This window comes from Achromobacter aegrifaciens (assembly GCF_902859735.1).
GTDB lineage: Bacteria > Pseudomonadota > Gammaproteobacteria > Burkholderiales > Burkholderiaceae_B > Achromobacter > Achromobacter aegrifaciens.
Window position 1 is genome coordinate 46,929 of sequence record NZ_CADIJY010000004.1, and the last position, 23,283, is coordinate 70,211.

21 protein-coding genes are annotated in these 23,283 nt (G+C 68.3%); 15 read left to right on the forward strand and 6 right to left on the reverse strand.

The window, feature by feature from the left end; translation table 11 throughout:
* Window positions 1–161: 161 nt before the first annotated feature.
* Window positions 162–815 (reverse strand): tetracycline resistance transcriptional repressor TetR, encoded by a 654-nt coding sequence (gene tetR, locus HV766_RS13265; RefSeq protein ID WP_175181281.1) that lies wholly within the window; start codon window positions 813–815, stop codon window positions 162–164.
* Between the two features lie 119 nt (window positions 816–934).
* Here tetR and tet point away from each other — a divergent pair, with 119 nt between their 5' ends.
* Window positions 935–2,119 (forward strand): Tet(A)/Tet(B)/Tet(C) family tetracycline efflux MFS transporter, encoded by a 1,185-nt coding sequence (gene tet, locus HV766_RS13270; protein WP_175181282.1) that lies wholly within the window; start codon window positions 935–937, stop codon window positions 2,117–2,119.
* A gap of 53 nt (window positions 2,120–2,172) precedes the next feature.
* Window positions 2,173–2,910 (forward strand): hypothetical protein, encoded by a 738-nt coding sequence (locus HV766_RS13275; RefSeq protein ID WP_054456423.1) that lies wholly within the window; start codon window positions 2,173–2,175, stop codon window positions 2,908–2,910.
* Here the strand turns inward: HV766_RS13275 and HV766_RS13280 are convergent.
* The 4 genes from HV766_RS13280 to HV766_RS13295 all read right to left on the reverse strand — a co-directional run bounded on the left by HV766_RS13280 (window position 2,897) and on the right by HV766_RS13295 (window position 6,997).
* The gene (locus tag HV766_RS13280) at window positions 2,897–3,562 is read right to left on the reverse strand and encodes a DUF5074 domain-containing protein (RefSeq protein ID WP_175162910.1); all 666 of its coding nucleotides are present in this window, start codon (window positions 3,560–3,562) and stop codon (window positions 2,897–2,899) included. The two genes, HV766_RS13275 and HV766_RS13280, sit on opposite strands and share 14 nt — an antisense overlap.
* Window positions 3,563–3,596: 34 nt before the next feature.
* A complete protein-coding gene (locus HV766_RS13285) occupies window positions 3,597–4,826 on the reverse strand; it encodes a helix-turn-helix domain-containing protein (RefSeq protein ID WP_054456421.1) in 1,230 nt (409 codons plus the stop codon).
* 123 nt (window positions 4,827–4,949) lie between these two features.
* Window positions 4,950–6,338, reverse strand: coding sequence for an ATP-binding protein (locus tag HV766_RS13290; protein WP_119449401.1), 1,389 nt, complete (start codon window positions 6,336–6,338; stop codon window positions 4,950–4,952).
* The gene (locus HV766_RS13295) at window positions 6,335–6,997 is read right to left on the reverse strand and encodes a response regulator transcription factor (RefSeq protein WP_054456419.1); all 663 of its coding nucleotides are present in this window, start codon (window positions 6,995–6,997) and stop codon (window positions 6,335–6,337) included. The genes HV766_RS13290 and HV766_RS13295 overlap by 4 nt, the downstream gene beginning before the upstream one ends.
* Before the next feature lie 477 nt (window positions 6,998–7,474).
* Here HV766_RS13295 and HV766_RS13300 point away from each other — a divergent pair, with 477 nt between their 5' ends.
* The 13 genes from HV766_RS13300 to HV766_RS13360 all read left to right on the forward strand — a co-directional run bounded on the left by HV766_RS13300 (window position 7,475) and on the right by HV766_RS13360 (window position 22,277).
* Window positions 7,475–9,172 carry an HAL/PAL/TAL family ammonia-lyase gene (locus HV766_RS13300; protein WP_370540020.1) on the forward strand — a complete coding sequence of 566 codons (1,698 nt, stop codon included), beginning with the start codon at window positions 7,475–7,477 and terminating at the stop codon, window positions 9,170–9,172.
* A gap of 42 nt (window positions 9,173–9,214) precedes the next feature.
* A complete protein-coding gene (locus tag HV766_RS13305; protein ID WP_054456498.1) occupies window positions 9,215–10,198 on the forward strand; it encodes a Bug family tripartite tricarboxylate transporter substrate binding protein in 984 nt (327 codons plus the stop codon).
* 14 nt (window positions 10,199–10,212) lie between these two features.
* Window positions 10,213–11,217, forward strand: a complete 1,005-nt coding sequence (locus HV766_RS13310; RefSeq protein ID WP_175181283.1) for an ornithine cyclodeaminase family protein — start codon at window positions 10,213–10,215, stop codon at window positions 11,215–11,217.
* 10 nt (window positions 11,218–11,227) lie between these two features.
* Entirely contained in the window at window positions 11,228–12,046 is an 819-nt protein-coding gene (locus HV766_RS13315) for a phosphate/phosphite/phosphonate ABC transporter substrate-binding protein (protein WP_175181284.1), read from the forward strand.
* A gap of 198 nt (window positions 12,047–12,244) precedes the next feature.
* Window positions 12,245–13,174, forward strand: a complete 930-nt coding sequence (locus tag HV766_RS13320; protein ID WP_175181285.1) for a LysR family transcriptional regulator — start codon at window positions 12,245–12,247, stop codon at window positions 13,172–13,174.
* A 129-nt stretch (window positions 13,175–13,303) separates the two neighbouring features.
* Complete coding sequence (locus HV766_RS13325) at window positions 13,304–14,125, forward strand: DUF3348 domain-containing protein (RefSeq protein ID WP_175181286.1); 822 nt, start codon at window positions 13,304–13,306, stop codon at window positions 14,123–14,125.
* A 10-nt stretch (window positions 14,126–14,135) separates the two neighbouring features.
* Window positions 14,136–17,825, forward strand: a complete 3,690-nt coding sequence (locus HV766_RS13330) for a DUF802 domain-containing protein (RefSeq protein WP_175181287.1) — start codon at window positions 14,136–14,138, stop codon at window positions 17,823–17,825.
* A complete protein-coding gene (locus HV766_RS13335) occupies window positions 17,822–18,472 on the forward strand; it encodes an OmpA family protein (RefSeq protein WP_054456414.1) in 651 nt (216 codons plus the stop codon). Before HV766_RS13330 ends, HV766_RS13335 begins: the two co-directional genes overlap by 4 nt.
* A complete protein-coding gene (locus HV766_RS13340) occupies window positions 18,462–19,112 on the forward strand; it encodes a DUF2894 domain-containing protein (RefSeq protein ID WP_175181288.1) in 651 nt (216 codons plus the stop codon). Before HV766_RS13335 ends, HV766_RS13340 begins: the two co-directional genes overlap by 11 nt.
* An 80-nt stretch (window positions 19,113–19,192) precedes the next feature.
* Window positions 19,193–19,438 carry a ParD-like family protein gene (locus tag HV766_RS13345; RefSeq protein ID WP_054456412.1) on the forward strand — a complete coding sequence of 82 codons (246 nt, stop codon included), beginning with the start codon at window positions 19,193–19,195 and terminating at the stop codon, window positions 19,436–19,438.
* Window positions 19,439–20,230 (forward strand): type I methionyl aminopeptidase, encoded by a 792-nt coding sequence (map, locus tag HV766_RS13350; protein WP_054456411.1) that lies wholly within the window; start codon window positions 19,439–19,441, stop codon window positions 20,228–20,230. It begins immediately after the preceding gene.
* Window positions 20,231–20,338: 108 nt separating this feature from the next.
* On the forward strand, window positions 20,339–21,559 hold the full coding sequence (locus tag HV766_RS13355) for an MFS transporter (RefSeq protein ID WP_175181289.1): 1,221 nt from the start codon (window positions 20,339–20,341) through the stop codon (window positions 21,557–21,559).
* 94 nt (window positions 21,560–21,653) lie between these two features.
* A complete protein-coding gene (locus HV766_RS13360; RefSeq protein ID WP_054456409.1) occupies window positions 21,654–22,277 on the forward strand; it encodes a glutathione S-transferase family protein in 624 nt (207 codons plus the stop codon).
* Window positions 22,278–22,289: 12 nt separating this feature from the next.
* Here HV766_RS13360 and sodC read toward each other — a convergent pair whose 3' ends face one another.
* Window positions 22,290–22,814, reverse strand: coding sequence for a superoxide dismutase family protein (gene sodC, locus HV766_RS13365; protein ID WP_054456408.1), 525 nt, complete (start codon window positions 22,812–22,814; stop codon window positions 22,290–22,292).
* Between the last annotated feature and the right edge of the window lie 469 nt (window positions 22,815–23,283).

Sequence of the window (23,283 nt, forward strand, 5' to 3'; positions counted from 1 at the left end):
CTTGTAGTTACTACTCCTGCGTGGGCGCGGGATGGTGAAGCCTGCTGCGGAATCCCGCCGGCGCGATTGCGGACGATGCGCAAAGCGTGAGCCTGATTAAACCTTTCTGACTAATCGCTGACAATCAGCTTCTCGTCAGGAATTACCCTAGAAACCAAGTACTAGTGCTTACGCACGATCTTCCCGGGCAACGCGGAGTGCCCACGCCGCTGCTCCAGTCCATCGAGTATGGCCGCGAGTCCAAACTCGAATGCCGCATCGGGTCCGGCGGCGTCGAGGGCCTGCAAAGCCGCGGTTAGCAATGGCGTCGCCAAGGACGGGGTCTGCTTCGCGCCGGCCTGCCGCTCCTGCTCATCGGCCGCGGCGGCCTGCTGTTCCAGCACGGCGCCGACCGTGAAATAGCTGACAGTCGTCAACGCGTAGGCGGCATCGGCGGGCGCGAAACCCTCCTTGCACAGGAACGCCAACTGCGCCTCCACGGCTTCGAATTGCGGCTCGCTCGGCCGGGTGCCGGCGTGTATGCGTGCGCCGTCACGATAGGCCAGCAAGGCGCGCCGGAAACTGCGCGCATTGCCGTTGAGGAATGAACGCCAGGTGTCGCCGGACCTGGGCATCGAATACGTGTGGCTCTCCGACAGCATCGCCTCGCCCAGGCGGTCCAGCAGTGCGCGCTTGTTCTTGAAATGCCAGTACAGCGCGGGTTGCTGGACCCCCAGGCGTTCGGCCAGCTTGCGCGTCGTCAGCCCATCGGCGCCGACCTCATTCAGCAGGTCCAGGCCGGCGCGGATCACGACATCCGCTTGCAATTTGGTCATGGTGATTCCTCGTTCATCTTGAAATTTTATCGATGATAAATTATCGTAGCGAAAAATTTATCACTGATAAATAACAGATCAAACAACATGCAGTCCATCCACCCGCCACGAGGCCTCGCATGAGAGCCGGCCACGCCCTGGTCATCCTCAGTACCGTCGCCCTGGACGCCGCAGGCATAGGCCTGGTCATGCCCGTCCTGCCCGGCCTGTTGCGCGGCCTGGTGCAATCGGAGGACATAGCGGGCCATTACGGCGCCCTGCTGGCAGCCTATGCCCTGATGCAGTTCTTGTGCGCTCCGGCGCTGGGCGCGCTGTCCGACCGCTACGGCCGGCGGCCCATCCTGCTGCTCTCGCTGGCGGGCGCCGCCATCGACTACCTGATCATGGCGACAGCGCCAACGCTGCCGGTCCTGTACGCGGGACGGCTCGTCGCCGGCATCACCGGCGCCACGGGCGCCGTGGCGGGCGCCTGCATCGCCGATCTTGCGCGGGGCCACGAGCGCGCGCGCTACTTCGGCCTGATGAGCGCCTGCTTCGGCGTCGGCATGATTGCGGGGCCCGTCATCGGCGGCCTGCTGGGCGGCGTCTCGCCGCACACGCCGTTCCTGGCAGCCGCAATCCTGAACGGCGTCAATTTCCTGATGGGTTGTTTCCTGTTGCCCGAATCGCATGCGGGCGAACGGCGGCCGCTATCGCTAAAGGCGCTCATGCCCGCCTCTTCGTTCCTGTGGACGCGCGGCAGAACCGTAGTCATCGCACTGATGGCCGTCTTCTTCCTCATGCAGTTCGTGGGGCAGGTGCCTGCCACCTTGTGGGTCATTTACGGCGAAGACCGCTACCAGTGGGATGCCGCCACGGTCGGCGTCTCGCTCGCCGCATTCGGCGCGCTGCACGCGCTGATACAGGGACTGGCCACCGGGCCCGTCACAGCGCGGCTGGGCGAAAAACGTACGCTGTTGCTGGGCATGGGCGCCGATGCCCTGGGCTACGTCCTGTTGGCGTTTGCGTCGCGGGGATGGATGGCGTTCCCCATCATGCTCCTGCTGGCTTCGGGCGGCATCGGCATGCCCGCATTGCAAGCCATGTTGTCCGCGCAGGTGGAGCAGGAACGCCAGGGCCAGTTGCAGGGCGCGCTGTCCGCGCTGTCCAGCCTGAGCGCGATAGTCGGGCCGTTGGCCATCACGGCGCTCTATGCCGCGACGCTGAACGCGTGGAAAGGATGGGCATGGATCGCGGGCGCCGGGCTGTATTTTGCCTGCCTGCCGGTCTTGCGCCGCGGAACCTCGCAAGGCAAGGTCTGGTAGGACTGCACTGGTCCCGCGCTACTATCGGGGAACCACAATCGGCAAGGAAAGGAATGAACCAGAAGCAGCGCGCCGTCAACCGCCGCCGGATTCCACGCAAGGCCTGGGCCTTGGGCCTGATCATCGCGGGCGCCGCGGGTTTTTATGCATGGTGGCAATCACCCCTGGGTCCGGGCCTGACCGAAGGCAAGATGCGCAAGATCCTGGTCGAGGCCACGGCGCAACCGGAATATGCGCCGGTCGGCGCCTGCGTCAACGTCGTGGGCGTGCGGCCCTTGCCCACTGATGTCTACACCGCTTTCCTGGAAAGCCAGGACAGGATCGTGCAGGGGTTGATCAAGCATCAGCTGGTCACGGTCAAGCGCGTCAGCGCCAACGGCGACGGCGGGCCACCGCAAGCGGACGAGGATCCCGAGGACGCGAGCAGCCGCATGGAGCTGACGGATAAAGGCCGGCCCTACTACACGGATGGCGAGGCCCGCCTCAACTCCAAGCTGGTCTATACCGCGAAGTTCTGCGCCCCCGGCCTGCAGATCGGCAAGATCCTCACCCATACCAAGCCGCTCAAGAATCCATTCGACGACAACCCCAACCTGGTCTCGGCGGTGAAGTTCGAATGGCGGCTGGACCGCAGCACCGCGGACTGGGCGGCGGATCCCGCCTTCCGTCCGTACCTGTCCGGCTTTGCGCCGGAAGACCAGCCGGACGAATGGCAAACCGAGTACATCATGCTGGAACGGAAAGACGGCGTGTGGGAACTGGGAGACAGGCCCTACATCATCCGTTGGTGACCGCCGTATCGTCGGCCTTGGCTGGCGGACGGCGCACCGCCCTCAGCTTGCCGCTGTCGCCGCCGCCGCAGAAAAAGCAGCCGGCGCCATCCGATTCCAGCCCCGACACGCCGATGCCGGCCGGCATCTCCACGCTTTGCAGCACTTCGCCGGTCTTTTCGTCCAGCTGCCGCAGATCGCTGGCGCCGTCCTCCCAGGTGCCGTGCCACAGCTGGCCGTCCACCCAGGTCACGCCGGTGACGTAGCGGTTGGATTCGATAGTGCGCAGCACGCGGCCGGTCTCCGGGTCCACCTGGTAGATCTTGCGCTGGCGGTACTCGGCCACCCACAGGCTGCCCTCGGCCCAGGCCATGCCCGAAGCGCCGCCGCCGCCGGGCGCGGGGATGCGGCTCAGCACCCGCCCGCTCTGCGGTTCCAGCTTGACGATGGTGCCGTCGGAGATCTGATAGAGATGCTTGCCGTCAAAGGCCGTGCCCGCGTCGGCAACAATGTCGATCGAGGCTTGCGTGCTGCCGCTATCCGGGTCCATGGCAATCAGCTTTTCGCCGGCGGCAAACCAGACCTGCCGGCCGTCATAAGTCACACCATGCACGGCCTGCACGCCGGGAAATGGGCCGTACTCGCGAATGATCTGGGCTTGCGTTCGTTTCATGTCGGTTCCTTGAACTGGAGTTCGAGCCTTCATGCTAGTCGGCGGCCAGCGCGGCCGGGAGTAACAAGGTTGTCGTGAATCCCGGTACCTGCGGCGTCATCCAGCGGCGCGCCCGGCCCTGTCCGCAAGCCTGCACCTTGTCTGCCGCCGCCAGCGCGTCCAGCGTGCGCTGCACGGTGCGCTGGCTTGCGCCCAAGGCCAGGGCCAGGGCCGAGCTGGACCAGGCTTCGCCGTCGGCCAGACAGGCCAGCACCGCTCCCTGATCCCTGTCGCCCTCACCGCTTGGCCGGGCCAGCAACGCAACCGGCCTGTCGGCTTCGGGCCTCAGAACGAAACCGCCGCGCGCGGCGCTGATGCCGGCCACGCCGTCCAAGGCCGCGCGCAGGCGTCCTATCTCCACCCGCAAGCGCGCACGGTGCGTTTCATCGAAATAGGCCGTGCGGAAGGCCTGCTCAATAAGCGTTTCCCTGGGCGCGGGCTGCGGCCAGGCTTCGGCCAGGACGCGGGCCAGCGCGAACAGCACCGGCCGGCTCGCCAGCGGAATCTCGCGGCCTGCGCTGCGCACCGCGTGACGGCAACCGTCCACCACCAGCGTGTCGGATGCCAGCAGCGCTTCCACTTCATCCAGCAGAATGGGCCGCTGGACGCCCTGCCCGATCAGGCGCGCGGCCGGCGTATTCAGGACCAGGGTGGCGTGTTCCACCTCGGCCATCAGCGCGGGGATGCCGGCGACGCGGGCCGCAAGCTCGGCCTGGGTCAGCGCGGCGCGCGCGCGCTCGGTGCGCAGGCGCCGCAAGGCGATACCGGCTGCGATCAGTTCGTGAATGGCGCGGGAAGCCGGGGCCAGCGAGGCCGGGTCCAGCATGGCCAGGGCGTCCTCGGCCCGATCGAGCTGGCCAAGCAGCAGTTCACGCCGCGCCTGCAGATGCCTCGCATGCGCGGCGTTGGCCGGATCGCCATGGGCTTCCAGCGCGGCGCGCGCGGCCTCCAGGGCCTTTTCCGGCCAGGCCAGATCGCGCGATACCAGGGCGATCTCGGCCTCGGCTACGACGCATCTGGAGCGGGCCAGCACATTCTTGTGATCGAAGTTCCGGGCCGCGCTGCGCAGCAAGGCGCGGGCGCGGCGGAAATCGCCCAATTGGGCCATGGCGATGCCGCGCAAGGCCAGCGCGGGCGCGTCATCGCGCAAGGCCACGAGGTTCAGGGCGCCCAGCGGATTGCCGGCGGCCAGTGCGCGCGCTGCCGAGGTGATCAGCAAATCCATGGAAATCCCGCCACTGACGCCGCTCCCTCAGTCCGATTGCCGGAAACTAATCTACCACCTGGCGAGGATTTGCTGCGCAGTCAGGCCGGCCGGCATTTCAATCCCCGCCCCGGTCCGGCGGGTTCAAGCGCCCTGCGCGCCTGCTGCGGGAGTTCCCCCGGCTGCAGGCGGGAAAGTCACCGTCAGCGCCACGCCCGCGCCGCGCAGGCCCTCGCCCAGCGTGATCTCGGCTCCATGCTGTTGCGCGATCTGCGCCACCAGCGACAGGCCGATGCCGCTGCCCCCCGCGGCGCTGCCTGGGGCGCGATAGAAGCGGTCGAACACGCGCGAGCGTTCCTGCGGCGCGATGCCCGGTCCGTCGTCGGCCACGCGCAGGCAGGCTCCGCCGTCGGGCGACGGTCCGCAGGAAACCACGATCTGGCCGCCGCTCTGCGTATAGCGCACGGCATTGTCCAGCAGGTTGCGCACCAACACGCCCAGCGCGTCCAGCCGCCCCCTGACGACGCAGGCCTGCACATCCAGCTGGATGCGCAGCTGCTTGCGGGTGGCGTCGGATTCCCAATCGCGCACCAGCATGGCCACCAGCGCGTCCAGTTCGACCAGCTCCGGCTCGTCGGCGCTGGCGCTGAGCGCATCCATGCGGGCCTGGTCCAGCAATTGTTCGGACAGGCGCGAGGTGCGCTGGGCGACCAGCCGCAGTTTCTCGATGGCGGCCGGGGCGTCGCCGGAACCCGCGCTGCGGGCCACCAGTTCGGCATGCGCGCTCAGCGCGGCCAGCGGGGTGCGCAGCTCGTGCGCGGCATCTTCCAGAAAGCGGCGCTCGCGGTCCATGCCACCCTTGACCCGCAGCAACAGCTGGTTGATCGAGCGGATGAAGGGACGCAGTTCGCCCGGCATGCCGGCCATGGGCAGCGGCGCCAGATCGAACGGGCCGCGCCGCGCGATGGCCACGCCGGCGCGGTCCACCTTGCGGAAGGCGCGGCCGACCACCATCCAGCTCACCACGGCCAGCAGCACGAACAGGACAGACACGATAAGCAGTCCGCGCTTCAGGCTGTACAGCGACTGCGCGCGCAATTCGCTCTGCGGCCGCGCCACCTGCACCTGCACCCGCCCCTGCGCGTCGGAGATCGCGTACACGCGCCAGTCCACGCCGTCGGCGCGCACGTCGAAATAGCCGTCCTGGAAGCCGCCGCTCAAGGGTTGCGCGGGCGACTCGGGCGAGCGCAGCAGCAGCCGGCGATCGGCCAGCGACCACAGGTGGAAACGTACCTTGTCGCCGTCGACACGGCTGGATGCGGGCGGAGTGAAACGCTCGGACGGGGCCTCGTTGCCCAGCAGGCTGACCGGCAGCGACGCCAGCATCTGGCTGGCCGCGTCGTGCAGCCATTGATCGCGCGCGCCGGTCTGCGAGCGCGTGGCTTCGTACTGCTGGAAGGCGAACACCGCGATCCATGACAGGGTCATCGTCACCAGCAGCGTCAGCGTGAGCTGCTTGCGCAGCGTCTTCATTCGCCCGCCTCGATGCGGTAGCCCAGGCCGTGGACCGTGGCGATGAGCTTGTCGCCCAGCTTGCGGCGCAACTGATGGATGTAGACGGCCACCGTGTTGCTTTCGATGGCGCCGCTGTCGCCGTAGACGGCGGCCTCCAGTTGTTCGCGGCTGACGGTGTGGCCGATGCGCTCCATGAGGGCGAGCAGCGTTCGGTATTCATGCGCGCTGAGACTGACTTCCACGCCTGCGCGGGTCACCGCCCGCCTGGCCGGCTCCAGCACCACGTCGCGGCAGCGCAGCGCCGAAACCACGGCGTTGCTGCTGCGCCGGACCACGGCGCGCAGCCGCGCCAGCAGTTCGTCCAGTTGGAATGGCTTGACGATGTAGTCATCGGCGCCGGCATCCAGGCCTTGTATCCGCTCGCTCAGCCGGTCGCGGGCGGTCAGGATCAGCACCGGCGTGGCATCGTAGCGCGCACGCAGATGCTTCAGGACCGTCAGCCCGCTGCCATCCGGCAGCCCCAGGTCCAGCAGCACGGCTTGAAAACCATGATCCACCAGGGCCAGCCGCGCCTGCGCAACGTCACGCACCCATTGCACGTCGGCGCCGGACTGCGCCAGGCTGGTGTGCACGGCGTCGCCCAACATGGCGTCGTCTTCAACTAGCAGGACACGCAAGAAAACTCCAGAACCGTCAACCATGCCGCAGCATGCCGGCCGCGGTTTAAGAACTTATTAAGAAGCCATGCCCGCGGCTTGCGGCCAGCCCCTTGCGGAAAGCGCGGAGCGGGCGATGGACCAGAGCGGCGGATTTTAGCAAGCGCCCCCCGTCGACGCTGGCGCAGTCTGGCTACGTCCCTCTTACTGGCTATACCGTCATTAGCATATGCTTGACTGTACTTGTATATACGAGTTAAATAAATCCCGCTGACACCGCATCCCCGGAACGCGCCAAGAGCGCCACCCGCCGCACCGCACCTGGGCGCCACCCTCTCGCCTTCAAGTACGCGCCATCCGTCGGCCCCGGATCCGCCCCTAACTCACGCTGCAGTCCCTCTACTTCCCTCCCTCCCAGGAGCAGTGATGCGTCATCTTCCGGCAGTTGAAGTTCGCGTTTTCAGAGGCTTTACACATAAATGCGCAGGTCCGCTGCTATTGGCACTGGCCACGGCCCTTGCTGCCGCGCCCGCGTGGTCAGCCACAACGGCCGCAGCCGCCGCGCCGGCCACTACCGCCGAAGCGCGCGCCGCGGCCCGCAAGGCGCCCCTGGCGCTGGACGGGCGCTCGCTTACCACCGCGGACGTGGTCGCCGTGGCGCGCGGCGGCCAGCCCGTGGCGCCCACCGAAACTGCGTGGCAGCGCGTGGCCCGCTCGCACGACTTGCTGCTGGAATACGGCCGCCTGGGGCAGCCCGTGTACGGCCTGAATCGTGGCGTGGGTCAGAACAAGGACCAGACCATCTTCTCCGGCGACACGCTGTCGGACGAGGCCCGCGCCTTGTCGGCGGCCTTCAACCATCGCATGCTGCTGTCGCACACCGTGGCCTATGGCGAGCCGGCGGCGACGGACACGGTACGCGCCGCCATGCTGATACGGTTGAATACCGCGCTGGCGGGCGGCACCGGCATGAGTCCGCCGCTGGTGCGCCAGTACGCCGACTTTCTCAACAAGGGCTTGACGCCGGTGGTCTTGGGCCAAGGCTCGGTCGGCCAGGCCGACATCACGATCCTGCCGCAGATCGGCCTGGCCATGATGGGTGAAGGCATGGTGGAAACCGGCGGCAAGCGCCTGCCGGCAGCCGAGGCCATGCGCCAGGCAGGCCTGGCGCCGATCCAGCCCTACGCCAAGGATTCGCTGTCCTTGTTGAGTTCCAACGCCTATGGCGCGGCCCTTGCCATCCTGGCCGCGCACGACGCCAGCCGGGTGCTGGACCGCGCCGATGAGGTGGCGGCCCTGTCGCTCGAAGGCCTGAACGGCAATATTGCACCCTTGCTGCCCGCCACCCAGGGCCAGCGTCCATATCCGGCGCAGCAGCAGGTGGCCCGGCGCATCCTGTCGCTGCTCGAAGGCAGCGCGCTGTGGCAGACGGATGAACAGCGGCCGTTGCAGGATCCCCTGAGCTTCCGCACCGTGAGCCAGGTCCATGGCGCGGCCCGCGAAACGCTGCGCCAGCTGGACGTGCAGCTGCTGGTGCAGATCAACAGTTCTGATGACAACCCGACCGTGGCGCTGGATGTCTCGCCGCCACCGGGCGCCACGCCGCAGGAAACCCGCTACTACGTGACGCAGGGCAAGCTGCGCGGCGCGGTGCTGCCCAGCGCCGGCTTCGATCCCACCGCCTGGGTGGTGCCGCTGCAGTCGGTGGGCGTGGCGCTGGCCCAGGTGGCCCAGTCTTCGGCGCAACGCGTGCTGCGCATGGGCGACCCGGCCTTCACCAAGCTGCCGCGCTTTCTGTCGCCCAATGACACGACGCTGGCCTACACCACGATACAGAAGCCCGTGTCGCTCCTGGCGACCGAAATCCGGACGCTGTCGCAGCCCGTCTCGTCCGATGCGCTGGCGGTCGCCGGCAACATCGAAGACGTGGCCACCAACGGCCCGCTGGCGGCGCAGCGCGTGGGCCAGCAGGCCGCGCGCCTGCGCACGCTGCTGGGCATAGAACTGATCCATGCGGCGCAGGCCGTGGATCTGCGCACGCGCGCGGAACCGCGGCGTCCGGTGGGCAAAGGGACCGGCGAGGTGCTGGCGGCCTTCCGGCAGGAAGTGCCGTTTCTTTCGCAGGACAGAAGGCTGGCCGACGACATCGCGCGCGCCGACCGGTTTCTGAACCAGGAGCGCGGCGCGGCGCAGTAAGCGCCACGCCGCGGCCTGAACCACACAACAAGGGGAATGACCATGAAAAAGTACCTTGCGCTGTGCCTGAGCAGCGCCCTGCTGGCCGCCGCGCTGCCACTGCCTGCGGCTGCCGCCGATGGCAAGTATCCCGCCAGGCCCGTCACCATCGTCGTGCCGTTTGGCGCGGGCGGCATCGCCGATGCGCTGCCCCGCATCGTCGGCCAGGAACTCAACAGCAAATGGGGCGTGCCGGTCATCATCGAAAACAAGGTCGGCGCCTCCGGCAACATCGGCATGGACTTTGTCGCCCGCGCCAATCCGGACGGCTATACGCTGGCCCTGGCGCCCGCGGGCAACCTGACCGTGAACCCGCTGCTCTATACCAAGCTGCCGTTCAACACCGCAAAGGACTTCGCGCCGGTGACCATGCTGGCCACCTCGCCCAATGTGCTGGTGGTCAACGACAAGGTACCGGTCAAGAGCTTCACCGAACTGGTGGCCTATGCGCGCCAGCATCCGGACAAGCTCAACTATTCCTCGCCCGGCCCCGGTAGCGGGGCCCACCTGGCGGGCGAACTGCTGAACCAGTCGGCCGGCATTGTCACGCGCCACATCCCCTACAACGCCATGGCTGCCGCAGTCAACGACGTGGTGGCGGGCAACGTGGACATGATGTTCGCCGGCGTATCCACCGTGCTGCCGCATATCCAATCCGGCAAGCTGCGCGCGCTGGCGGTGGCCGGTCCGCAACGCCTGCCGCAACTGAAGGACGTGCCCACGGTGGCCGAGAGCGGCTATCCGGGCTTTGACGTGACGTCCTGGTACGGCATCGTCGCGCCGGCCAAGGTGCCGCCCGCTATCCTCGACCAGTTGCAGGCCGACATTGCCGCCGTGCTGCAAAAGGAGTCCGTGCGCCAGAAGTTCGCCGGCCTGGGCGTGGAGCCCGCCGGCTCGAACCGCGCGGATTTCACCCAGGCGATCCAGCAGGAAACCGCAAAGTGGGCGGCCATCGTCAAGCAGGCCGGCATCCAGCCCATCCAATAAACAGAGGAGACATCATGCAATCCATAGACATCACCTATTTGAACGGCCCTGACGTGCGCGCGCTGGCGCTGACCGATGCGGAAATCCTGGCCGCGGTGCAAAGCGCGCTGGACGCCCAGGGACGCGGCAAGACCGTCATCGAACCCCGCATGCACCTGGTGCCGGAGTCTTCCGCCAAAGGGCACTTCAATGTGCTGCGCGGCTACATCGAGCCGCTGCACGTCGCGGGCGTGAAGGTGGTCAGCGACTTCGTCGACAACTACAAAGTCGGCCTGCCTTCGGAGATGGCCCTGCTCAATCTGTTCGATCCGGTCAACGGCAAGCCGTTGGCCGTGGTCGACGCGACCGCCATCACCGACATGCGCACCGGCGCCGTCACCGCGCTGGGCGCCAAGTACCTGGCGCGCAAGAACAGCAAGGTGCTGGGGCATATCGGGTCGCGCGGCACTTCCTATTGGAACGTGCGGCTGCTCGACAGCCTTTACGACTTTGACGAAATCCGCGTGCACTCGCGCCGGCCGGAAAGCCAGCAGGCCTTTGGCGAGCGCCTGTCGCGCGACCTGGGCAAACCGGTGAAGGTCGTCAATGACTGGGAATCCTGCGTGCGCGGCGCCGACATCGTGGTCGAAGCCTCGCGCCTGCCTGAACCCACGCCGCTGCTCAAGACCGAATGGATCAAGCCCGGCGCCCTGGTCATGCCCTACGGCACCATGAGCGCGGTGGAACTGAACCTGACCGACATCATGAGCAAGGTGGTGGTCGATGACTGGGGCCAATGCCGCAAGGGGCTGCCCTATGGCGCGCTGCGCGCCCACGTCGACAGCGACCGCATCACGGAAGAAAACCTGCACGCCGAACTGGGCCAGATCGTGGCGGGCCTGAAGCCGGGTCGCGAGCGCGATGACGAAACCATCCTGTTCTGGCACCGCGGCCTGTCCACCACCGATATTGCGCTGGGCCACGCCATGCTGGAAAAGGCCCGCAATATGGGCCTGGGCCAGACCTTGAAATTTGCATAGGCGCAGCGCCATGGATCTCATCACTTCGACGCGCATGTACGACGTGGCGCCCGCGGCGCGGGCTGCCTGGCATGCGCTGCTGCAGGCCGCGCACGCCAGCGCCGGACTGGAGGTGCGCTTCGTCGAGCACGGCTGGCCCACGCCCATCGGCGAACTCTGGGAACGGCCCGGCCTGTGCGGCGTCTTCATGTGCGGCTGGCCCTACGTCAACGCGCTGCAGGCGGGCCGGGCCTTTGCGGCGGTCGCTGCGGTGGTGCCTGACTGGCCGGCCTACGAAGGCCTGCCGCGCTATCGCAGCGAATTCCTGGTGCGCGCCGACTGCGGCTGGTCCTCGCTGGCTGATGCGGCCGGCAGCCGCTATGGCTGGATGGTGCGTGACTCCCAATCGGGCTGGAATGCGCCGCGCGCGGCGCTGGCCGGGCTGGCCGCGGCTGGCGGCTCACTGTTCGCAGCGTCCAAGGGGCCTTATGGCAACCCGCGGGGCCTGCTGCGCGCGCTGGCTGACGGCGAGATCGACCTGACCGCGGCCGACAGTTGGTACCTGGATCTGCTGCGCGCGCACGATCCGGCCGCGCTGGCCGGACTGCGCACGCTGGCGTATACGCCATGGACGCCGAATCCCCTCCTGGTGTCCGGACCCGACGTGGCCCCGGCCGCCACGCAGGCCCTGTCGGATGCCCTGCTTGCCATGCACGAGAATCCGGCGCACCAGCCGCTATTGCGCGCGGCGCATGTCGCGCGCTTCGCCCGCCCGGATCCGGCCGCCTACTCTGTCCTGGGCGACATGGCGCAAGCCGCCGTGACGGCAGGCTATCCCGAGATACGCTGAAACCGGCGCAGGCCCCGCCTTTCCAGGCGGGGCGGACTGCCTCTTTCCCCTGGCACGGCGGCGCTTTAAAGAATTATTAAAACCCCGTGCCGACAATGCCCTCCTGCGACGGCTGGCCTTCCCTGGGCCGCCGGCAACACGCACATCAAGCAATGGAACATGGCGCTGATCCGTCCGGACCGCGCGGGAGATGCACTCATGAAACGCCTGCAAGGCATGGAATTGTTCGCCGAAGTGGCGAAGGCGCATAGCTTCAGCCGGGCCGCCGCGACGCTCGGCATGCCCACCTCCACGGTGTCGCGCCACGTGGCCGAACTGGAACGCTCGGTGGGCCTGCGGCTGCTCAGCCGCAACACGCGCCGCGTGGAGCTGACCGATGCCGGGCGGCTGTACTTCGAACGCTGCCGCCGCATCGTGGCCGAAGCCGAGATCGCCCACGAGGAACTGCGCGAGCAACTGGAACTTCCCAGCGGGCCGCTGCGCGTCCAGCTGCCCGCGGCGTATGCGCTGGACGCCTTGATGCCCGCCCTGGTGGCATTCGGCAGCCGCTACCCGGATATCCGGCTCCAGATGAGCGTGGCCGGACCCGAGTTCGCCGAGCAGCCGCCCGAGATCGGCGACGTCTCGATCCGCCTGGGCGAACTGCCCGACTCGTCGCTGGTGGCGCGCCGCGTGGGCGCGGTCCATGCCGGCCTGTACGCCTCGCCCGCCTACCTGGCCGCCCGCGGCATGCCTGTCAGCCCCGCGGACCTGGCGCGCCATGACTGCATCGGCCTGCGCGCCGGCGGCGGGCAGCCCGCGCCCTGGCCGCTACAGCGCGGCCGCGAGCAGTTGCTGGTTCCGGTGGAGCACCGCTACGGCGCCAACGACGCCTGCATGGCCAGGCAGCTTGCCGTGTTGGGCGCCGGCATCGCGGCGCTGGGCGGCGACGAAAGCGGCCGGCTGCGCTCGGGCGAGCTGGCGCGCGTGCTGCCGGCCTGGAGCCTGGGGCCGATCGAGGTCCACGCCGTGACCGAAACCCGTTTGCTGCCCGCCCGGACCCGGTACCTCATCGATTTTCTGGCGGACTACCTGGACAATCCGGCGCATGGCCTGGCGCCAGAACTCCGAATTCGCCGGGTGGCATAACCCCGTCACAATATTGCATCGGCAGATGATGCGACCCTCTTTTTTCGGGCGGCACGCCCTTGCCGCCCGTCCCCCGCCCCTGGCGCCGCCCTCCACCGTGTAAACTCCCCCCTTTTTGACTCTGGTGGTATGTTGCAGGCCCCACAGCGCACAGGTTTAAGCGGCCCGACGCTCATTCGCTTGCTGACTCGCCTGACGGATGTCGATGTTCCGCAATCCAGGCAATCGCTCTCGGACCATCTGAGCCAATGGCTCGGCTGGACGGACGCGATCGCGCTCTCCGCGGCGCTGAACACCAGCCCGCCGGTGATCGCCCCCGGCGCCCGCATGTTCAGCAGCGCCGAAGAACGCGAGTGCGAACGCGTGCGGACCACGCTGGCCGACGCCATCGCCAGCGACACCGCGGCCACGGCCGCCAAGCGGCGCACGCCGGGACAAGCGCCCGCGCCCGCCAAGCAACTGGCGGCGCTGGCCGAGGCCGATTACGCGAATTTTCGCCAGCGCTATCTGTCGTTGCAGCACACGATGGAAACCGCCGTGGGCAATTTGCGCAGCCGGCTGCGCGGCATGGTCGCAGCCACAAACGGCGAAATGACGCGACTGGCAGTGGTCGACGCCATCATGGACCGCGCCCTGCTGCCCAAGGAACGCGCGCTGTTCGGCGCGATTCCGAAATTGCTGCAAGGCCATTTCGAGCGCCTGCGCGACGCGGAGGCCGCGGCCCTGGCCGAGGCTGCCGCATTGGCGCAAGCGCAAGGCGAGACCGAAGCCGAGGCGCAAGGCGATGCCGCGGTCGAGACGGGCGCGGCGCCCGCTCCGGCGACGGCATCGATAACGCCGGGCGCCTGGCTGGACACGTTCCGCAAAGACATGCGCAGCGTGCTGCTTGCCGAATTGGATGTTCGTTTACAACCGGTCGAAGGGCTGCTTGCCACCCTTCGCGCCAGCTAACCGGGACACTATGTCCAAATATCTGACTAATCTCGTAGTTTTCTTGGCGGGTCTGGCCGTCGTGGGCTGGATCGGCGTGGGCTATGCGGGCACCAACCCGCTGGCGCTGGCCGTGACCTTGCTGATAGCCGTCTGTTACCTGGCCGGCGCGCTGGAACTGCTGCGCTACCAGCAGGCGACATCCTCGTTGACGCGCGCGCTCTCGGGCCTGTCCGAAGCGCCCGGCAATCTGGGATCCTGGCTGGACCAGTTGCCGCCGGGCCTGCGCAACGCCGCGCGGCTGCGCATCGAAGGCGAGCGCGCGGGCCTGCCCGGACCGGCGCTGACGCCGTACCTGGTCGGCCTGCTGGTGCTGCTGGGCATGCTGGGCACTTTCCTGGGCATGGTCGTGACCCTGCGCGGCACCGGCCTGGCGCTGGAAAGCGCCACCGATCTGGCCGCCATCCGCGCCTCGCTCGCCGCGCCGGTCAAGGGCCTGGGCTTTGCCTTCGGCACCTCGATCGCCGGCGTGGCCAGCTCCGCCATGCTGGGCCTGCTGGCAGCCCTGTGCCGCCGCGAACGCGTGCGCGCCGCACAACTGCTGGACAGCAAGGCCGCGACCACGCTGCGCGTGTACTCGCAGGGCTATCAGCGCGAGGAATCCTTCAAGCTGCTGCAACGCCAGGCTGAAGTCATGCAGCGCCAGGCGGAAGCCATGCCTACCCTGGTGGACAAGCTGCAAGCCATGATGAGCGACATGGCCCGCCAGAACCAGGCCCTGAGCGACCGCCACATGGCCAGCCAGGACGCGTTCCAGGGCAAGGCCGAGGCGGCCTATTCGCGCCTGGCCGCCGTCATGGAACAGTCCATGAAGGAAAGCGTGTCGCAAAGCGCGCGCTCGGCCGGCGCCGCCCTGCAACCCGTGGTGGAAGCGACGATGGCCAGCCTGTCGCGCGAAACCGCTTCCCTGCAGGACACCGTGACGCAAGCCGTGCAGCGCCAACTGGAAGGACTGACCTCGGGCTTCCAGGCCACCACCAGCAATGTCGCCGGCATCTGGAACCAGGCCCTGGCCGGCCAGCAGCGCGCCAGCGAGGCCCTGTCCCAGGACCTGCGCGCCTCGCTCGACCACTTCGCCCAGACCTTCGAACAGCGCTCGGCCGCCCTGCTGGACAGCGTGTCCTCGCGCCTGGAGGAATCGTCGGGCAGCATGTCGCAAGCCTGGACCCAGGCGCTGTCGCGCCAGGAGCAGGCCAGCGAAAAACTGGCGGGCGACAATCTGCAGGCCCTGACCGCGGCCGCAGCCAGCTTCGAGCAGCATTCGGCCTCGCTCTTGCGCACGCTGAACCAATCGCACACCTTGCTGCAGTCCGAGCTGGCCTCGCGCGACCAGCAGCGCCTGGCCGCCTGGACCGACACCCTGGGCGCCATGGGCGCCACGCTGCGCCAGGAATGGGAACAGTCCGGCGCGCAGGCCGTCGAACGCCAGGAAGCCATCAGCGCCACGCTGGCGCAGACCGTGCGCGACATCACCGCGCAGGCCGAAGTCCAGGCCCGGCTGCTGGAAGGCGTATCCGCCCGCATGGAAGCGGCCGCCAACGGCGTCTCGGAACAATGGGCCACCGCGCTGGCACGCCAGGAACGGGCTGGCGAAAAGCTGGCAGGCGACAACCGCGAGGCCCTGGCCGCCGCGGCCGCCACGTTCGAACAGCATTCCGCGGCCCTGCTGCAGACGCTGGACCAGTCGCACACGCAATTGCAGGCCGCGCTGGCCTCGCGCGACCAGGAACGCCTGGCCGCCTGGACCGGCACGCTCACCGCCATGGCCGCCACGCTGAGCCAGGAATGGCAGCAGGCTGGCGCCGACACCGTGGCCCGCCAACAGGCCGCCAGCGATACGCTGGCCCAGACCGCGCGCGACATCGCCGCCCAGACGCAGGCCCAGGCCGGCATGCTGGAAAGCGTATCGGCCCGCCTGGAAACGGCGGCAGGCAGCGTCACCCAGGCCTGGACCGAGGCGCAAGCCCGCCAGGAACAGGTCAACGCCAAGCTGGCTGGCGACAACCAGCAAGCGCTGGAAACCGCCGCCGCCACCTTCGAACAGCATTCCGCGGCCCTGCTGCAAACGCTGAACCAGTCGCACGCCGAATTGCAGGCCGCGCTGGCCTCACGCGACCAGGAACGCCTGGCTGCCTGGACCGGCACCCTCACCGCCATGGCCGCCAAGCTCGGCCAGGAATGGGAACAGGCCGGCACCCAGGCCGCCCTGCGCCAGCTGGAAGTCAACGACACCCTGGCCCAGACCGCGCGCGACGTTTCGGCGCAAACCCAGGCCCAGGCGGGCTTGCTGGAAAGCGTATCGACTCGCCTGGAAACGGCGGCTACCGGCGTCACCCAGGCCTGGACCGAGGCGCAGGCGCGCCAGGAGCAGGCCAACGCCAAACTGGCCGGCGACACCCAGCAAGCGCTGGAAACCGCCGCCGCCGCCTTCGAACAGCATTCCGCCGCCCTGCTGCAAACGCTGGATCAGTCGCATGCCGAATTGCAGGCCGCGCTGGCCTCTCGCGACCAGGAACGCCTGACCGCCTGGACCGGCACGCTCACCGCCATGGCCGCCAAGCTCGGCCAGGAATGGGAACAGGCCGGCACCCAGGCCGCCCTGCGCCAGTTGGAAGTCAACGACACGCTGGCCCAGACCGCGCGCGACATCACGGCTCAGACCCAGGCTCAGGCCGACCTGCTGGAAAACGTGTCGACCCGTCTGGAAACGGCGGCCGGCAGCGTCACCCAGGCCTGGACCGAGGCGCAGGCACGCCAGGAGCAAGCCAACGCCAAGCTGGCCGGCGACAACCAGCAGGCGCTGGAAGCCGCCGCCGCGGCATTCGAACAACACGCCGCCGCCCTGCTGCAAACGCTGGAGCAATCGCAGACGGACCTGCAGAATGCGCTCGCCGCCGAGGACGAAGCGCGCCTGGAAGTCTGGACCGGCAAGCTCGGCACGATCGCCGACTCGCTGCGCACCGAATGGGAACAGACCAGTTCCTACACCGCCAACCAGCAGCAGCAGATCTGCGACACGCTGGCCATCACGGCGCAGGACATCAGCGCGCAGACCCAGGCGTCCGCCAACGACACCATCGCCGAGATCGGCCGCCTGGTGCAGGCCGCCTCTGAAGCGCCGCGCGCCGCCGCCGAAGTCATCGGCGAACTGCGCCAGAAGCTCTCCGACAGCATGGAGCGCGACAATGACATGCTGGAAGAACGCAACCGCCTGCTGGAAACCCTGGGCACCCTGCTGGACGCCGTCAACCACACCGCCGCCGAGCAACGCACGGCCGTGGACGCGCTGGTATCTTCGTCGGCGGAGCTGCTGGACCGCGTCGGCACGCAGTTCACCGAACAGGCGCAGGCCGAAACCGGCAAGCTGGCCGAGGTGGCCGCACAGGTCGCCAGCGGGGCCGCCGAAGTGGCCAGCCTGGGCGAATCCTTCGGTACTGCGGTGCAGCTCTTCGGCGAGTCCAACGACAAGCTGGTGGCGCACCTGCAACGCATCGAAGCGGCGCTGGACAAATCCATCGCGCGCGGCGACGAACAGCTCGCCTACTACGTGGCGCAGGCCCGTGAAGTGGTGGACCTGAGCATGGTGTCGCAGAAGCAGATCATCGAGAACCTGCAGCAGTTGGCCATCCAGCGCGCGACGGCCGGAGCGGAAGCGGCATGAGCGAGGACATCGACGGCGGCGTGGAGCCCACAGTCCCGGCCTGGGCCGTCTTCGGCGACCTGATGTCGGTGCTGCTGGGCGCATTCGTCCTGATCCTGGTGAGCGTCGTCGCCGTGCAGCTGCAGCTGTCCACCCAGCTGGAGGAAGAGGTCAAGCAGCGCCAGGTCGAAACCCAGCGCCGCGAAACGCTGGAGCAGGCGCTGGCGGGTCCGCTGGCCGCCGGCCGCGTGACCCTGATCGACGGCCGCATCGGCATCAGCGGCAGCGTCCTGTTCGCCCTGAACTCGGACCAACTGCAGCCCGAAGGCCGTGAAGTCCTGAAAAGCCTGATCGAACCCCTGTCGGCCTATCTGAAGTCGCACAACGAGATCCTGATGGTCAGCGGCTACACCGACGACCAGCAGGTGCGCGAAGGCAACCGGCGCTTCGCCGACAACTGGGACCTGTCCGCGCAGCGCGCCTTGACCGTAACGCGCGCGCTGATCGACGAGGGCGTGCCTTCGTCGGCCGTGTTCGCCGCGGCCTTCGGCTCCGAACAGCCGGTGGCCTCGAACGCGGATGAGGACGGCCGGTCCAAGAACCGCCGCGTCGAAATCGCGCCCATCCCCAAGCCCTCCAGCGACGCCGGGACCTCGCATGGCCAGTGACGGCACCCGCGGCGAAATCATCGACGCCCGGGCCATGCTGGACGCCTGGCGCGAGGCCGGCGCCGACCGTGTGGATCCTGTCCGCTTCCAGTTCATGGACGCGCTGCAACGGCGCGCAGCCGCCCAGGGCGGCGAAGCCCGCAGGCTGCTGGACGGCAAGCTGGCAACGCTGATCCAGGCCTACGAGGCCGAACTGGACGGCGCGCCCGCGGATGCGGCCGAAAACCTCCCCGCGCCCGCTGCCGCCCTCCCCGAACCCGGACCGTTGGCGGCGCTGACCGCGTACATCGCCGATCCCGGCACCGACGCGCGCGGCGCCGCCGACCTGCGCGCCACCTATCCTGAACTGCAAACGCTGGAGTACTTCCGCGGCGTCTGGTCGCGGGTCAGCGCCGACCGCCAGGTGCGGCAGTCGCAGGAGCAGGTGCACAAGAACGCCGGCCCGCTCAACTCCAATCAGCTGGTGCACCGCGCACTGTCGCTGATGCGCGAAGTGTCGCCCGGCTATCTGCAGCAGTTCCTGTCGTACACCGACGCGCTGATGTGGATGGAGCAGGTGCACGCCGCCATCGCGCCCCCGCCAAAGGAGGCCGCGCCTCGCGCCGGCGCCAAGAAGACGGCGCGCGGCAAGGGCCGCTAGCCCCCTCCCGATTTGCGCCCTGCCGCCCATCGGCGGTAAGATACGATCCATATACAAACCATATATGGATCATTCACTCCATGGGCATCGTCAAGATCTCCGAGCAGATGCATGAGAACCTCCGCGTCGCCAGCGGCGCGCTCAGCCGCTCCATCAATTCCCAGGCCGAACACTGGATGCGCATCGGCATGCTGTCCGAGCTCTACCCCGAACTGCGCCACGCCGACATCTGCCAATTGCTGATCCGCATCGAACAGGCCGAGGGCTTCGCCATCGCATCCTTGTCCCAAGGCTTGCCACAGCCAGCCCAGCAGGAGGCCGCGTAAATGGCGAAGAAGGTTTCCATCAAGTCCGCCGCCGACATCGAAATGGCCCGCAAGGCCGGCGCCATGGCAGCGGAAGTGCTGCACATGATTGCCGAGCACGTCCGCCCCGGCGTCACCACCGATGAGCTGGACCGCATCTGCCACGACTACATCGTCAACGTCCAGAAGGCGATACCCGCCAACGTCGGCTACCACGGCTTTCCCAAGACCATCTGCGCCTCGGCCAACCACGTGATCTGCCATGGCATCCCGTCGGCCAAGGTGTTGAAGAACGGCGACATCCTCAACATCGACGTGGCCGTGATCAAGGACGGCTGGTTCGGGGACACCAGCCGCATGTACTACGTGGGCCAGCCCAGCCCGCTGGCGCGGCGCCTGGTCAACACCACCTACGAAGCCATGCGCGCCGGCATCATGGCCGTCAAGCCCGGCGCGACGCTGGGCGATATCGGCCACGCCATTCAGACCGTGGCGCACCGCGAGCACTTCAGCATCGTGCGGGAGTACTGCGGCCACGGCATCGGCCAGATCTATCACGACGATCCGCAAGTGCTGCACTACGGCCGCCCCGGCGAAGGCATGGTGCTGCAGCCCGGCATGATGTTCACCATCGAACCCATGATCAACGCCGGCAAGCCCCAGACCAAGCAACTGCCCGACGGCTGGACCGTGGTCACCAAGGACCGCTCGCTGTCGGCGCAATGGGAGCACATGGTGGTCGTGACCGAGACCGGCTATGAAGTGCTGACGCCTTGGCCGGACGGCTTCGGCGACTATCCGCCCATCCCCTGAGAAAGAGGCGAAGCGGCGCGCGCGCCTTGCCCATGGCAAGGAACGGAGTGCCGGAGGACAAGGGCACGATCATGATCGTGCCCTTGTCGTTTCCGCCGTCCGCGCCCCATGCCCGCCCTGCCCTCAGCGTTCCGCCGCCTGGCCGCCTCCAACCTGGCCGCCCAATTCTCCGAACAGATGGCGCTTGCGGCCGCCCCGTTGGTCGCGGTGCTGGCGCTGGGCGCCAGCGCTGCCGAGACGGGCTATCTGCAGACGGCCCAGACCCTGCCCTTCCTGCTGCTGTCCCTGCCCGCCGGCGTGCTGGCCGACCGGATGTCACGGCGCGCCCTGATGACCGCCGCCGAATGCGTGCGCGCCGCCAGCCTACTGGGCCTGCTGGCGCTGCTGGCCACGGGCGGACTTAATCTGGGCTGGCTGGCCGCGCTGGGTTTCCTGGGCGCGGTGGGCACGGTCGCCTACAACGTGGCCGCGCCGGCGCTGGTGCCGCGGCTGGTCCCGCCCGCCGGACTTGCCAGCGCCAACCGCTGGCTGGAACTGGCCCGCAGTACCGCTTTTTCCGCAGGGCCAGCCGCCGGCGGCGCGCTGGTCGGGTGGATGGGCGCGCCCTCGGCGTATGTGCTGGCCACCGTGCTGTCGCTGCTGGCGGCCCTGCTGCTGGCCGGCCTGCCCCACGACACTCCCGGCCCAGCGCCGCGCCGCCGCGTGCTGGAGGAACTGCGCGAGGGCGCGGCGTTCGTCCTCACGCATCCGCTGCTGCGCCCGGTGCTGGTGACCGCCGTATTCTTCAATACCGCCTGGTTCGTGCTGCAGGCCATCTACGTGGCCTACGCCATCGAACGGCTGGGCCTGTCGGCCACGGCCGTCGGCCTGACGCTGGGCGTGTATGGCGGCGGCATGGTGGCCGGCGCCTTGCTCGCGCCCTGGCTCGCACAGCGGCTGAGCTTCGGCGGCATGATCGCCGCCGGCCCTCTGGCCGCGCTGATCGCAAGCGCCATCCTGCTCTCCACGCTGGCGTTTCCGTCCGGCGCGTGGGCGGCAGCGGGCTTCTTCCTGTTCGGTGCGGGTCCCATCCTCTGGACCATCACCACCACCACGCTGCGCCAGGCAATCACCCCCAACGCCCTGCTGGGCCGCGTGTCCGCCGTCATCCTGACCGCCACCTTCGGCGCCCGCCCGGTCGGCGCGCTGATCGGCGCCGCGCTTGCCGCCCGCGCCGGCGTCGAAGCCTGCCTGTGGGTATCGACCGCCGGCTTTGCCGTGCAATTCGTGGTGCTGTATACCTCGCCGGTGCTGCGCCTGCGCACCCAGCCCGAAGCCGGCGCCTATTGAACGCTGTTGCGCACGCAAAACCGGCAATCTGTATCTGTGCGCGCCCGCCGCCGCCCGCTAGACTGCCCCGGTCAGTCAACACGGCGGCGGCAAGATGCTGAAGATCCTGGGTAAAGCCTCATCCATCAACGTGCGCAAGGTGCTCTGGGCCTGCGCCGAACTGGACCTGCCTTTCGAGCGCGAAGATTGGGGCTCCGGGTTCCAACCCACCAGCGAGCCCGCCTTCCTGGCGCTGAATCCGAACGCGATGGTGCCCGTCATCCAGGACGGCGACTTCGTGCTGTGGGAGTCCAACAGCATCATCCGCTACCTGGCCGCGCAATACGGCGGGCTGGACCTGTACCCCGCCGAACCCAGGCTGCGCGCCCGCGTCGACCAATGGATGGACTGGCAGGCCACCGACCTGAATCGTTCCTGGAGCTACGCCTTCATGGCCCTGGTGCGCGAATCTCCCGCCCACCGCGACCGCGCCGCGATCGAAGCGTCCTGCCGCGAATGGGCGAGCTTCATGGCGATACTGGACCGGCGCCTGGAACAGGCCGGCGGCTACGTCGCCGGCCCCGCGTTCTCGCTGGCCGACATACCGGTCGGCCTGTCGGTGAACCGCTGGTTCAGCACGCCCTTCGACAAGCCGCGATTGCCGGCCGTCGCCGCGTACTACGACCGCCTCGCCGAACGCGCAGGCTACCGTCTGTACGGCCGCAACGGCACGGCCTGACCGCCCAAGCGGCTACTTCACCACCCCGCAAACCAGCCGGCCGCCCCCGCCGCCCAGCGGCGCCGGCGTATCGCTGTAGTTGTCGCCGCCCACGTGCACCATCACCGCGCGGCCCTTCACATCGGCCAGCTTCAGATGCGGCGCCACCACCGCCTTCGTCGCCGTGCCGTCGGCAGCGACCACGATGAACGGCAGATCGCCCTGATGCCCGTCAGTCGCCATCGGCCCCTTGTGCGCCTTGGTGCCCTTGGGATCGAAATGCCCGCCCGCCGCGCCGCCAGCCGCCATCTGGTTGTTCACCATGCCAGGCTCGCACGAACCCTTCTCATGCACATGGAAGCCGTGCTCGCCGGGCGGCAGGCCCTTCAGATGCGGCGTAAGCTGCAGCCCGCCTTTGGTGTCCTTGAGCGTGATCGTGCCAGCGCTCTTGCCCACGCCGTCCACGCTCAGGAACGACATCGACACGTCTTCCGCCAGCGCCGCGCCAGACGCGCCTGCGAACGCAAGCGCCGCGACCAGCATCGAGATTTTCTTCATGGGGTGCCTCCAAGATACGCGCCCGCAGCCCGCGGACGCCCGGTGGTGCATGGACGGCCCGTGCCGGCCATGCCGGAAAAAACAATAGCATTTGGGTCAGGGCGTCTGCCAGCAATCTTCGTTCCTGATACAAACGCAGATCTTGCAAAAAAGAGCCATCCCGCCACATTCGCGCGAGCGCGCAAAACCCCGACGACACACCCAACGTACGTCAATTGCGGCCGTCCGGACGGCCGCAAATGACGGGCATCGCAAGACTCGAAACCGAACCCCGCTCTAGCGGCGCATCAAATCTGTACGCACGTAGCCCGTCGGCGCGGGCGCCTGGGTGGCGAGCAACCTCGATGCGCCCGAGGGAATCTGAAGGGAAGGCCGCAGGCCTGGACGAAGATGACGACGGGGCAGTCCGGAGCGAAGGCTCCGGACCGCAATCGTGGGCGCTCGCCACCCAGGCGCCCGCGCCGACGGG